General features: G+C 71.0%; 11 protein-coding genes. 10 read left to right on the top strand and 1 reads right to left on the bottom strand.

The window, feature by feature from the left end:
• Positions 1-36 precede the first annotated feature (36 nt).
• The 10 genes from OC490_RS04145 to OC490_RS04100 all read left to right on the top strand — a co-directional run bounded on the left by OC490_RS04145 (position 37) and on the right by OC490_RS04100 (position 9,329).
• Complete coding sequence (locus OC490_RS04145) at positions 37-1,125, top strand: thioesterase domain-containing protein (protein ID WP_262056403.1); 1,089 nt, start codon at positions 37-39, stop codon at positions 1,123-1,125.
• Positions 1,126-1,163: 38 nt separating this feature from the next.
• Positions 1,164-1,670 carry an SAM-dependent methyltransferase gene (locus OC490_RS04140; protein ID WP_262056402.1) on the top strand — a complete coding sequence of 169 codons (507 nt, stop codon included), beginning with the start codon at positions 1,164-1,166 and terminating at the stop codon, positions 1,668-1,670.
• Positions 1,671-1,740: 70 nt separating this feature from the next.
• Positions 1,741-3,213, top strand: a complete 1,473-nt coding sequence (locus OC490_RS04135; RefSeq protein ID WP_262056401.1) for a radical SAM protein — start codon at positions 1,741-1,743, stop codon at positions 3,211-3,213.
• Positions 3,214-3,215: 2 nt separating this feature from the next.
• The gene (locus OC490_RS04130; protein WP_262056400.1) at positions 3,216-4,274 is read left to right on the top strand and encodes a PLP-dependent transferase; all 1,059 of its coding nucleotides are present in this window, start codon (positions 3,216-3,218) and stop codon (positions 4,272-4,274) included.
• Positions 4,268-5,281, top strand: coding sequence for a hypothetical protein (locus OC490_RS04125; RefSeq protein ID WP_262056399.1), 1,014 nt, complete (start codon positions 4,268-4,270; stop codon positions 5,279-5,281). The genes OC490_RS04130 and OC490_RS04125 overlap by 7 nt, the downstream gene beginning before the upstream one ends.
• Before the next feature lie 30 nt (positions 5,282-5,311).
• Positions 5,312-6,061 carry a class I SAM-dependent methyltransferase gene (locus OC490_RS04120; RefSeq protein WP_262056398.1) on the top strand — a complete coding sequence of 250 codons (750 nt, stop codon included), beginning with the start codon at positions 5,312-5,314 and terminating at the stop codon, positions 6,059-6,061.
• Between the two features lie 27 nt (positions 6,062-6,088).
• Positions 6,089-7,384, top strand: coding sequence for an acetyl-CoA carboxylase biotin carboxylase subunit family protein (locus tag OC490_RS04115; protein WP_262056397.1), 1,296 nt, complete (start codon positions 6,089-6,091; stop codon positions 7,382-7,384).
• Between the two features lie 31 nt (positions 7,385-7,415).
• Positions 7,416-7,898, top strand: coding sequence for an SAM-dependent methyltransferase (locus OC490_RS04110; protein WP_262056396.1), 483 nt, complete (start codon positions 7,416-7,418; stop codon positions 7,896-7,898).
• A 54-nt stretch (positions 7,899-7,952) separates the two neighbouring features.
• On the top strand, positions 7,953-9,083 hold the full coding sequence (locus OC490_RS04105) for an acetyl-CoA carboxylase biotin carboxylase subunit family protein (RefSeq protein ID WP_262056395.1): 1,131 nt from the start codon (positions 7,953-7,955) through the stop codon (positions 9,081-9,083).
• A gap of 90 nt (positions 9,084-9,173) precedes the next feature.
• Positions 9,174-9,329 carry a hypothetical protein gene (locus OC490_RS04100; protein ID WP_262056394.1) on the top strand — a complete coding sequence of 52 codons (156 nt, stop codon included), beginning with the start codon at positions 9,174-9,176 and terminating at the stop codon, positions 9,327-9,329.
• Here the strand turns inward: OC490_RS04100 and OC490_RS04095 are convergent.
• Positions 9,319-12,396, bottom strand: a complete 3,078-nt coding sequence (locus tag OC490_RS04095) for an AfsR/SARP family transcriptional regulator (RefSeq protein ID WP_262056393.1) — start codon at positions 12,394-12,396, stop codon at positions 9,319-9,321. The genes OC490_RS04100 and OC490_RS04095 overlap by 11 nt on opposite strands.
• Positions 12,397-12,509: the final 113 nt, after the last annotated feature.

Here is a 12,509-nt window from a genome sequence, read left to right as displayed (position 1 = left end):
GCCGTACAACCGACACCACCTGATGGGGGAAACACGATGGTCAACCGGGAATCCACCGCCGTGCCGTCCACCGGCCTCGGCCGCGACGGCATCGAGCTCCAACTGTCCGATGTGTGGCGCAGGTTGCTCAACCGCACGGACATCGGCATCCACGACGACTTCTTCTCGCTGGGCGGCCACTCGCTGCTCGCCATCAGGCTCACCGTGGAGGTGCGCAGGCTCTTCCAGGTCGATCTGAGCGCCGCCGACCTGCTGTCCGCGGCCACCGTCGCGGAGCTCGCCGAGATCGTCCGCCGCGGCACGGCGGACCGTCAGGGTCAGTTGGTGCGCATCCAGGCCGGCTCGGGCGGCAGCCCCGTCTACGCCCTGCCGCCCGTGTCCGGGACCGTGCTGCTGTATCCGCCGATCGCCCGCGCCATGGGGCGGGACCAGCCCTTCTGGGCCGTGCAGTCGGTCGGTCTGCTGCCCGGCGAGGAGCCCCTCGGCTCGATCGAGGAGATCTCCGAGGCCTTCATCGAGCAGCTGCGCGGCGTCCATCCCGAGGGCGCCGAATGGAATCTGATCGGCTACTCCATGGGCGGCCTCCTGGCCTACGAGACCGCCCGCCGGCTGAGGGAACGGGGCGAGCGGGTCGGCCTCGTCGGGCTGCTCGACACCCGTATCACCGTCGAACCCAGCGGTGACCCGGACTTCGCCCTGCGCGCTCTGCTCTGGCGCGGACTCAAGCTGGACCTGGACATCGACTGGCTGCGCGGTCTTGACCCGGCCACCCGGGCCGCGGAGCTGGTGCGGCGGGCCGTCGCCGCGGGCACGATGCCCGCCGACTTCGACGCCGACCGGCTGCGCCGCATGATCGACATGTACCAGTTCAACCTCGACGCCCTCGCGGCCTACCGGATCAAGCCCTACGACGGCACCGTCACCGTCTTCCGCGTGACGGACCGCTCCCTGGAGGGCGGCACGCTCCCCGACGACCTCGGGTGGGGGGACGTCGCCGCCCGCGCGGTGGTCTGCGACGTACCGGGCGACCACTTCACGATGGTCGAGCCCGGCCAGGTCGAGGTCCTGGGCCGCCGGCTGCGGGAGCAGGTCGACCTCCTGTCCGCGGTCACGCCCCTGACCTGACCGCCCCAGGACCTGTCCGGAAAGGAAGCGCTCGCACCATGTCCCGACAGCAGACACAGGAACCCGACGCGACCCCCACCACCTACGGCGTCCGCCCGATCGGCGTCGTCCGCTCCCCCCGCGCCGTGCCCCGGCACGATCACTGGGGCGGGGTCACCTCGCTCATCGAGCTGGACCCCACGGTGCTGCAGCCCGAGGCCGTGACCGGTCTGGAGGAGTTCTCGCATCTCGAAGTGGTCTTCCACTTCCATCTCGTCCCCGAGTCGGACGCGGTCACCGGAGCGGTCCACCCCAGGGGCCGTACCGACCTGCCACGGCTCGGCATCCTCGCCCAGCGGCTCAAGGAACGCCCCAACCGGCTCGGCGTCTCCCGCTGCGAACTGGTCCGCGTGGACGGCCTCACCCTGCACGTACGCGCGCTCGACGCACTGGACGGCACCCCGGTCCTGGACGTCAAGCCGTACCAGCGGCTCTTCCAGCCGGACAGCGAGGCCGTACGGGAACCCGCATGGCTCCACGAGGCGATGTCCGCCTACTACTTCTGACGCTTTCGGCTTCTTGCCCTGGTCCGGCCACAAGCCGGCACGGGTTCCGTCCACAGCCAAGGAGACCACCATGTCCATCCTCACCACCGGCAACGGCACCACCCCGGTCGACCTCGAACTCAACCTCGGCCGCCTTCTCGACCGCAACCCGCAGCTGCAGATCCCTCGCGACGAGTACAACATCAACGTCACCTCGAACGAGGGCGACCGGCTCGGCAGCGACGAACTCGCCGCCGAGTACGGCGCGTTCCCCGGGGCGGGGCACCCGGCGCACCTGTACTTCCACCTGCCGCTGTGCAACTACATCTGTCATTTCTGCAACTACGTCAAACGGCTGGTGCCACGCGGCAAGGAGGACTCCGCGCTGAGCCTCTGGTCCGAGCTGCTGATCGAGGAGTCCCGCCGCTATCTGGACCGCTTCGACTGGATACCCCGGGCGTCCGTCGAGTCCTTCTACATCGGCGGCGGCACCGCGGCCCTGCTGCTCAACAGCCCTGACTTCATCGAGCCGTTGGTCCGGCACGTGCGCGAGAACTACGACCTCTCGGACAACGTCGAGTTCAACATCGAGGGCAACCCCGAGAACTTCCAGCGCCATCATCTGGAGACGGCACGGGAGTTGGGCTTCAACCGATTCAGCCTCGGCGTGCAGTCCCTGCAGGACGAGGTGAACGACTTCACCAAGCGCCGTCACTCCTCGGCCCAGTCCATCGAGGCCGTGGAGAACCTGCTCGCGACGGGCTGCCCCTTCAACGTCGACATGATGTTCGGACTGCCGTACCAGACCCCGGAGTCGGTTCGCCGCGACATGCGGATCCTCACCGATCTCGGTGTCCCGACCATCACCATCTACCGGCTGCGCAACGCGGACCGCGAGGAGATGGGCATCGGCAACCGGGCGGTCTGGAACAACCCCGCCGTCCGTGAACGCCTCATCACCGAGGGCCGTTTCCCGGACCTGGACTCGACCTACGCGATGCGCCAGGAGGCCGTCGAGGTCCTGCTGGAGCAGGGGTACTACCCGAGCCCCTGCGGCTGGTGGAGCCGCCCGGGGACGTACGAGGGCGGAAACATCCCGCAGACGTCGAAGAACAAGTGGGAGCACTACAACACCATGATCGCGTACGGTCCCGGGGCCTACGGGTGGCTGACCGGTGACCAGGAGGAGTTCCTCCAGACGCACAACGTCACCGACATCAGCAAGTACGTCTCCTTCATGCAGAACAACGAGGGCCTGCCGCTCAACTTCGGCCGGCGGCTCTCCGGGCACAAGGCCATCGGCACCGCGCTCGGCTTCAACTTCAAGGCCAACCAGCCGATCGTCCTCGACCGCTACCGGCAGCGCTTCGGCGCCGACCTGCTCACGATGGAGCCCTTCGCCTCCGCGTTCAGTGAACTGCTGGAGCGCGGGCTCGTCGAGAAGGTCGACGACGGCACCGCGCTGAAGCCGACCCTGGACGGCGAAGCGCTGCACGAGGAGATCATCTTCCACTACTTCCACCAGCGCATCGGCCTGTCCGACGCGCCCGTGTGCCGGCGGTGACCATGCGACAGACCACTGAGACGACCGCACCGTCCACGGCATCGCCGAGCTCCCGCGGAGCCAGGCGCAGGGTCGAGGACGCGTTCGCCGCCCTGCACGGCGCCGAGGCGGCGCTGCTCGTGCCCGGCCACGTGGCCGCCACGACGGCCGTACTGCTCGCACTGACCAATCCGGGGGGCCACATCGTCGCCTCGGACCAGACCTGCGACCCGCTGCGCGGTGTCCTGGCCGAGGAGCTCACCGGCCTCGGACGGACGGTCACCTTCGTCGACTGCACCGATCTGGACGCGGTGACGGCGGCCGTGGAACCCGCGACCCAGGTCGTGTACACGCAGTCTCTGAGCGATCCGCTGATGCGGCTGTATCCGCTCAACGACATCGCCATCCACGCCCAGATGAACGACCTGCTGCTGGTCGTCGACAACACCGCCCTCTCGCCCGCCCAGCTGCGGCCTCTGGAGACCGGCGCCGTGGTCGTCGTCGAGAACACCTCTCCCTATCTGGACGCCTGGGGCGACGTCGAGGCCGCCCTGGTGACCGGCATCGGCCGGTACCTGCCGCGGATCCAGGAGCAGTGCGCCCGCTTCGGCGGCGAGGTCGACAACTGGTCGGCGCACCTGCTGGAACGCTCCCTGCCCACCCTGCAGTTGCGCCTGGCGGCCCAGCGGCGGGACGCGGAGCGCGTCGCCGAGGCACTGCGCGAGCACCCCGCCGTACGGACGGTGCACCGTCCGTCGTTCGACGAGGCTCCCTGGGCCCTGGAAACCCATCAGGGCTTCGGCGGACTGCTGTCCTTCGAGGTCCGGCCCGAGATCCGGGACCTCTCCGGAGTACTGAACGCCTGCCGCCCGGACGGCACGGCCCTGGCCACCGCGGCCCGGGTCCCGGCCCGCACCACCCATGCCCACCTGAGCGAGCGGGTGCGCCGTGAGGCCGGCGTCTCCCGGCAGTTGGTGCGGCTGTCGGTGGGCGTCGAGGACTGCGACGGGCTGCTGCGCGGGCTCCGGCGGGCTCTGGACGCCTGCCTCGCCCAGAGCGGGAACGGAGGAGAACGATGCTGAACGGCATCGATCTGCGCGCCAGGCAGGCCCTGGCCGAGCAGATCCGTGAGGACTCGTGGGAGGCACAGCTCAGCATCGGCGTGGTGGCGCATCCCACGTCCCCCGACCGCTGCCGGGTGCACACCGAACCGATGCGGCTGGGGTCCACCAGGGTCGCCCGGGCCTTCGGTATCGAGCAACGCTGGGGCTCGTCCGCCGGCGGCGACTGCCTCGATCCGGTCGGTTCCCTGCTGGTGGCGCTCGGCGCGTCCGTGACGGACAGCGTCGTCACCCATCTGACCGGCGAAGGGTGCGGCCCCGCCCTCGTCGAGGTGCTGCCCTGCGTCGAGTTCACCTCGGACGGCGGCCCGGCCGGGCTGTCGTACGAGATACGGATCGACGGGGACGTCTCCGTCGAGCAGGCCCGGCGCGCGGTCGCGGCGGCACGCGAGCGGGGCAGCGCCCATCACACGCTCGCGGAGCCCAACGAGATCAAGGCCGTCGTGCAGACCGCCCAGGACGTGCACCTCACCAGCCGACCGGTCCCGGCCGGGGCCGAGCCGGGCGCGTCAGTCCGGCGGCGCGCGGCCCGCGTGATGTGGGAGGTGGGCACCCATGTGCTCGCCGAGGTGGACGGCACGCAGGCCGAGTCCGACCAGCCCAAGCAGCTCTTCGGCGCCGATCTCGCGCCGAGCGCCCAGGAGTACGTCCTGACCGCTCTGGCGGCGGAGGCACTCGGCTACACGGCCCCGGACGCCCCGGGCCCGGGCGGGCCGACCGCCTCGGTCCACACCTCCGGCCGTATCGACCTGCGCGGGCCCTACTCCGCCCACGACTCCCCGGCCGGACTGCGCAACATCCTCGTCCAGCTGCTGCCCGCCGACCCGTCCGGCCCGGACCCCGTCGACGCCGTGCGCCGCTGGCTCGCCGAGGGAGACGCCCTGCGGCTGGTCAGGGACGCCCACCCGATCGAGGTCGGGCTGGTCCTCGACGGTGTACGCGTCGACCCGAACCCCACCAACGCGTGAACCGCGCAAACGACATGAAGGAGCAGCACCGTGCCCCGTGAATGGGACGCCAAGACGTACGACTCGCTTCCCCTGCCGCACCAGGGGTGGGGCAAGCGCACCCTCGGCCGGCTGAACCTCAAGGGCGGTGAGACCGTCCTGGACGCCGGCTGCGGCACGGGGCGCGACACGGCCTCGCTGCTCGACCTGGTGCCGGAGGGCCGGGTGATCGGGGTCGACGGATCCGGCCGGATGCTCGAACAGCTCCGGGTGAAGCTGGCCGACCGCCTCGACCGGGTCGAGGTCGTACAGGCCGACCTCACCAAGCCCCTGCCGGTCGACGGCCAGGTCGACGCGATCACCAGCGTCGCCACCTTCCACTGGATCACCGACCACGCCGCGCTGTTCGACAACCTGGCCCAACACCTGCGGCCCGGCGGCCAGTTCGTCGCCGAGTGCGGTGGCCAGGGCAACGTCTCGAAGATCAACGCCGCCGTCGAGGACGTGCTCGGCGCGCCCGCCGAGAAGGAGAAGGTCTGGTACTTCGCCGGCGTCGAGGAGACCACCGAGCGGCTGCGGAACGCCGGGTTCACCGACATCGAGGTCAACCTCCTGCCCGACCCGGCACGGCTGGATCCGGGCGAGCAGCTGTGGAGCTACCTGGCCACCGTGGTCCTCGGCTCCCACCTGGACCGCCTCCCCGAGGCCGACCACGAGGAGTTCGTCCACGCGGTCGCCGCCCGCCTCCCCGAACCGGTCGTGGACTACGTCCGCCTGAACATCACCGCCCGCCGGGCCTAGGGGCCCGTCCGTCACGGAGGCACCCCCTTGCGGCACTCTGCTCTCCCCACGCTCCTGGTCGTCCACGACCAGGGTTCCGCCGGTCCGCTGCGCGTCCTGTCGGCGGCCCGGCGGCTGTGCCGGGTCGTGTTTCTGTGCGAGCCGGAACACCCGGCGCTCAAGGCCGAGTTGGGCCAGGTCGCGGCGCACGGCGACGTCGTGGACATCACCGGCCTCGGTGCGGAGGAGGTGGGCCGGCTCGCCGCGGGGTTGTCTCCCGACGGCATCGTCACCTTCAGCGAACACCGTCTGCGGCTCACCGCGGCGGTGGCCGCCCACTGCGGGCTGCCCTTCCACTCCGCCGGGACCGTCGACACCCTCACCGACAAGTTCCGCCAGCGGCGCGTCCTGGCGGACCACGGCGTACAGCACACCGGGTGCGCCCTGCTCCGGCACCCGGACGACTGCGCCGGTGCCCTCGCCGTCACGGGCACGCCCGCGGTGCTCAAGCCGCGGCACGGGGCGGGCAGCGTGGACACCTGCCTGATCGGATCGGCCGACGAGTGCCGGCAGCGGCTGGCGGAGTTCACCGGGAACGCGCCCAGGGACTTCGTCCTGGAGGAGTACCTGCGGGGAGATCCCCGGCACGCGGACTCGGGGTGGGGCGACTACGTCTCCGTCGAGTCCCTGATCGTCGACGGCGAGCCCCGGACCGTCGCCGTCACCGGGAAGCCCCCGCTCGTCCCGCCGTTCAGGGAGACCGGACACATCCTCCCCGCGCCGGTCCCGGCCTCCCTGGCCGCGGACGTCGTAGGGCTCGAACAGGCCGCGGTACGGGCGCTCGGCATCCGGCACGGCATCACCCACACCGAGGTCAAGCTCACCGCCGACGGTCCGCGGATCATCGAGGTCAACGGGCGGCTGGGCGGGTTCGTGGCCGAGATCGTGCAACGCCGCACGGGGTACGACCTGGTGGCGGCGGCGCTGCGACTGGCGCTGGGGCTCCCCCTGGCGGTGCCGGAGCCCTCGGTGCCGGGGCGGGGACCGGACCCGGTGGCCTTCCAGTACCTGCTGATCCCGCCCTCGGACCCGGTGACCCCGGGGCCGCTCTCGCTCGTCGAGACGCTGGAGGAACTCCCCGGCGTCGATCTGGTCGAGGTCTCCGCACCGGACGGCCGCCCCGGCGACTGGCGCAAAGGCACGCTCGGCGCCATCGGCGTGGTGTACGGAACCGCCCCGGACCACGCCCAACTCCGCGATCTCCTGGGGCTGTTGCGGGACCGCATGGAACTCTTCTGGTACGGCGTCACACCTGCCCCTGCAGTACGCTCGGGCGCCGCGTGACACATGATCCTCCGACGAAAGGCACAGCAAGATGTCTGAGAACAGCGCCCCGGCCGGGGTGGTGTCGGTCCCGGTGGGCCGGGTGGTCGGTGGCCGGGAGGAGGTGCGGGACGACGACTGGGGCGGAGTGAAGGCGGTCATCCGGCTGGACGGGACCCTGTTCGGGCCGGACGCGCTGGCCGGTCTGGACGCCTTCTCCCACCTGGAGGTCGTCTACCACTTCGACCGGGTCCCCGTGGAGAAGATCGAGACCGGTGCCCGCCATCCCCGGGGCAACACCGACTGGCCCCTGGTCGGCATCTTCGCCCAGCGCGGCAAGAACCGCCCCAACCGTATCGGCGTCTCCCGCTGCCGCCTGCTGCACACCGACGGACTCGACCTCCACGTCCAGGGCCTCGACGCCGTCGACAACACGCCCGTCCTCGACATCAAGCCCTACATGAGCGAATTCGGCCCCCAGGACACCACCACCCAACCCGCCTGGGCCACCGACATCATGCGCCACTACTACTGACAGGTCTGCTCCTCCAGCAGCACGTGCGGGACTACAGAAAGGGAGGCAGTGACGGTGAATCCACGGCGGGTGCTGCTCCTGGAGCCGGACGCCGGGTTACGTGCGGCGGCGGCGACCGCTGGCTGCGACACCTGGTCGGTCGAGTGTCAGGCGACCGCCGCGCCCGACACCGATCGACGGCTGTCCGTGGACCCGGACGACGTGGACGCGCTGCATTCCGCCCTGGTGGGGACCGCTCGCACGCACGAGATCCCGCACATCGTGTACCTCGGTGACTCGGAGGTGCTGCACCTCGCCGTCGAGCGGGCCCTTCGGGAACTGTCACCGGAGCGGGCGGAACCCCTGCGCAGGCTCCGTGACCCCGCGGTCATGCGGCGGATCCTCAATCAGAGCGGGGTGTCCGTCGTCCGGGCCGAGACGGCCACCACGGTGGAGGCCGTACGCGCGCTCGTCGAGGACTTCCCGCTGCCCGTGGCCGTCAAGGCCGGCCCCGTGCCGAGGACCACCGTCGTACGGAACAGGGACGACCTGGAGAAATGGGTGGCCGACGCCCCCGCCGGGCCCCATCTGGTCGAGGAGCTGCTGTCCGGACCGCGGGTCAGCGTGGACACGCTCACCTGCGAGGGCATGCACGAGGTGACCGGGATGACCACCGGGACGTACGCCGGTGCCGATCTGCTGCATCCGGCGGCCCTGTCCGAAGCCTGCACGGCCGAGATCCGAACCGCGGTACGGGCTCTGCTGGATCTGGCAGGGCTCCAGTCGGGGCCCGCCCACACCCAGGTGGTCGTCACCGCGAACGGCCCGCGGATCGCCGCTTCGAAGGCACGGCTCGGCCCGCGGCCGATCCGCCGCCTGCTGCGGGCGTCGACCGGCCGGGTCCCGGAGGAGGACGTCCTGTCGGCGCTGTCCGGATCGCCGCGCCGGTATCCGGCGCCCGGCCGGTCCGCGGCCCTCGCCCGCCTGCCCCTGAGCCACCGCGGAGCGGACCTGGCGGCGGCCCTCGACGTCATCGGCGCGATGGACCACGTCGACGACGTCCGGGTGGCGGAAGCCGACGAGGGCGGCCCCGAGCACGTCCAGGTCATCGTCCACGGTGGTTCCCGCCAGGAGGTGGACGAACGGCTCGCCGCCGTACGGCAGAGGTGGCATGCCCCGCGCGAAGCGGAACCGACGCAGCGGTGAGGAGGCGGTAACGAGACGGGACCGGGACGGGAAGGGCCGCGACAAGCATGACGACGTCACCCCAAGCGGCAACCGTCACCAAGGAGAACCATGCGCACACTGCTGACCACGCTCGTCGGCGCCCTCTCGGCGGCGGCCCTGGTACTCGGCGTGGGAGCGACGGTCGGCTCCGGCGCGCCCGGCCCTCACCACACCGCCCACCACGTCGTCGCGGACAATCAGGGACCCACGTCGGTCACGTCCTGACCCGGTCGTCGACAAGAGGCGCGCGACAGCCCATGGAGTCGAGCAACTCCGCAGCCGCGCCCCTGTGTTCACGGGCCCGGGCCGTGTCACCGAGTGCCTCCTCCGCACAGGCCATCCCGTGCAACGCCCGTGCGCTCTCCGCCCGGTACTGGATGGCGGTGGCGAGTTCATGGGCGTGGGCGTGGAGCGACAGGGCCCTCTCGTGTTCGTTCCTCCGCCGGCAGAATCCGCCGATGAGGTTCTCGACCTTCGCCTGCCTCGTCGGACTGCCGCTCATCCGTGCCAGCTCCAGTGCCCGGCGCGCGAAACCGGCCGCCTCCGACCGGCGGCCCAGGCACTCGTCGACCTCGGCGGACAGTGCCAGGGCCAGGGCGACATCGCCCGGCGGGCTCGTGGGGTCGCACATGGCGCGAGCCTCTTCGAGGCAGACGCGGGCGTCCTCGTACTCGCCCAGTCCGAGGTGGGCGAAGGCCAGATCGGTCAGCGCCATCACGTGGTTGTCGCGGTACTCGAAGGTCCGGTGGAGTTCCAGGGCCTGACGCGCGGCTGTGGCCGCCTCCTCGCACCTGCCCCACTGCGCGTACAGGGTGCTGAGGTTGGTGAGCGTCTCGGCCTCGGCCCGCGGAATGTCCAGCTCGCGTTCCAGGGCGAGGGCGCGTTCCAGATGCAGCAGTGCCTCGGGGTGTCGCCCGAGCACGGTCAGCAGCAGTCCGATCGTGGACTCGCCGTGTGCCTCGGTGTGCTGATCGCGGAGGCGGACGGCGACGTCACGTGCCTCCGTGGCCACCTCGAGGCCCTCCTCGAAGTGCCCCAGTTTCCAGCAGGCGACGCCCAGATTGGACAGGCTGACGCTCAGCAGGCCCACGTCCTCCAGCCTCCGGGCGGCCTCGACGGCGATCCGGCCGACGTCCCTGAACTCCTGGAACTGTCCTCGGGCGTTGAGCCTGAAGACGATGTTGCGGGCGAGGCACACCGTGTGGCGGTCGAGGCCGGAGCGGTACGCGAGGGAGATCGCCGCGGTCAGGTTCCCGTGTTCCCGGTCCAGCCAGCGGCCGGTGCGCGCCGCGTCCACGAACAGCGGCTGGTCACCGGCGTAGGGAACGATGCCGGTGGAGCGGCGCTTGCGACCGCTGAAGAGCAGCTCGCACGCGGTCTCGGTGATCGTGACGTAGTAGTCGAGCAGCCGTTGGACGGCCGCGGTGTCGTCCCGTGCGGTGTCCGGACCGCACTGGCTCTGTGCGAAGTTGCGCACCAGGTCGTGGAACCGGTACTGGCCGATGGCGGGTTGCTCCAGCAGGTGCACGTCCAGCAGCCGTTCCAGTACGTTCTCCGCGTCGTGCCGGTCCGTGCCCAGCAGGGCGGCCGCCGCGTACACGTCGATGTCGGCACCGGGGTGCAGGCCCAGGATGCGCAGGGCGATGCGGTGTTCCTCGTCCATGATCTGGTACGAGAGCCGCAGGGACGCCGCGACGCTGCGTTCACCCGCGCTCAGCTCCTCCAGCCGACGGGTCTCGTCACGCAACCGGTCGACCATGTACTCCACGGTCCACCGCGGTCGGTTGCGCAGCCGGGCGGCGACGATGCGCAGCGCCAGCGGAAGACGGCCGCAGAGGTGGACCAGTTCGGCCGTCGCCTCCGACTCGGCCGCGACGCGCGTAGTGCCGAGTACTTCCTCTATCAGCAGCGTGCTGTCCTCATGGGACATCGGGCCGATCGAGACCCACTCGGCCCCGTCGAGGTCGACGAGCCTGGCCCGGCTGGTGATCAGGACCAGACAGCCGTGCGTGACGGGCAGCAGGGGGAGCACCTGGCCGACGTCGATGACGTTGTCGATCAGCAACAGCAACCGCCGCTCGGCCAGTTGGGAGCGCCACAGCGCGGTACGGCCCTGGATGTCGTCGGGTATTCGGTCACCCGGGGTGCCGAGCGCCCTGAGCAGTACGTCGAGGGCGGTCGCCGGCGAGACCGGCGGCTCACCGGGGGTGAAGCCGCGGAGGTCGAGGTGGAGCTGACCGTCCGGGAAGTCCGCGGCCACCTGATGGGCCGCGCGGACGACGAGAGAGGTCTTGCCGCTGCCGCCCATTCCGTCGATCGCCACGATCGGGCTGCGTCGCTGCCCTGCCGCACCACCGCCGTTGATGCGGTCGACCAGTGCGTCCAGTTCCCTTTTCCGGCCGGTGAAGTCCGAGAGGTCGCAGGGCAGGGTGCACGGGGGTGCGGGCCGGTCGGTCCGCGGGACGGCGGCAGGAGCGGCAGGCTGTGCCACCGGCTCGGGGGGCGGCGGCAACAGCAGCCCGGGTACGCCCAGTTCCGGGGCCTCGCGCAGGATCGCGGCGTGCAGCTCGCTCAGTCTCGGTCCGGGGTCGATCCCGAGTTCCTCCAGCAGCAGTTCCCGGACCTTCTGGTACTCCTGGAGAGCCTGCGCCTGACAGCCCGTGCGGTACAGCGCCAGGATCAGCTGGCCCCGCAGGGTCTCGCGCAAGGGGTTCCGGGCGATGAGGTCCCGGAGGTCACCGATCAGCTCGGAAGCCTCGCCGAGGCCGAGGCGCAGTTCGAAGAACTGCTCGGCGGCGGCCAGCCGGCGTTCGTCGAGCGCGGTTGCGACAGCCTGGATCACGGCGCCTCCGGTGTCCGCCATGACCGGCCCGCGCCACAGCGCGAGCGCCCGGCGCAGTGCTTCCACGGCCTCCGGGGACCGGCCCTCGGCGACCGCGCGGCCCGCTGCGCGGAGGTGGGTCCCGAATTCCGTCAGATCCAGTTCGGTGTCGGTCACCATCGCCCGGTAGCCCGGTCCTTCGGTGACGACCATTCTGCCGCCGTCCGGCACGCGCCGGCGAAGGTCGGCGACGGCCTTGCGTATCTGGTGCGTGGCGGTCGCCGGTGGATCGTCGTCCCACGCGGCCTGCACCAGGCGTGACACCGGTACCACCCTGCCGCGTTCGAGCAGCAGGGTCACCAGAACCCGCTCCTGGATCGCTCCGCCCAGGCGCAGCCGGGTGGTGCCCAGCCATCCCTCCAGCGGCCCGAGGATGTTGAACCGCAGTGCTCCGTCTCCCTGTTCGGACATGGATGCTCTGTCCCCCCGTCATGCAGAAAGCCCTGGTAGGGGCTCTACAGAGGCTCGGTTAGAGCCTCGCCTCGCGATCATAAGAGGTTTGGGGGGCGAATGGTACGGCGTTA

This window comes from Streptomyces sp. STR69 (assembly GCF_024519455.1).
Classification (GTDB): Bacteria; Actinomycetota; Actinomycetes; order Streptomycetales; family Streptomycetaceae; genus Streptomyces.
Note: the sequence above shows the minus strand (reverse complement) of the source record. Positions and strands in the feature narration are given on the sequence as shown.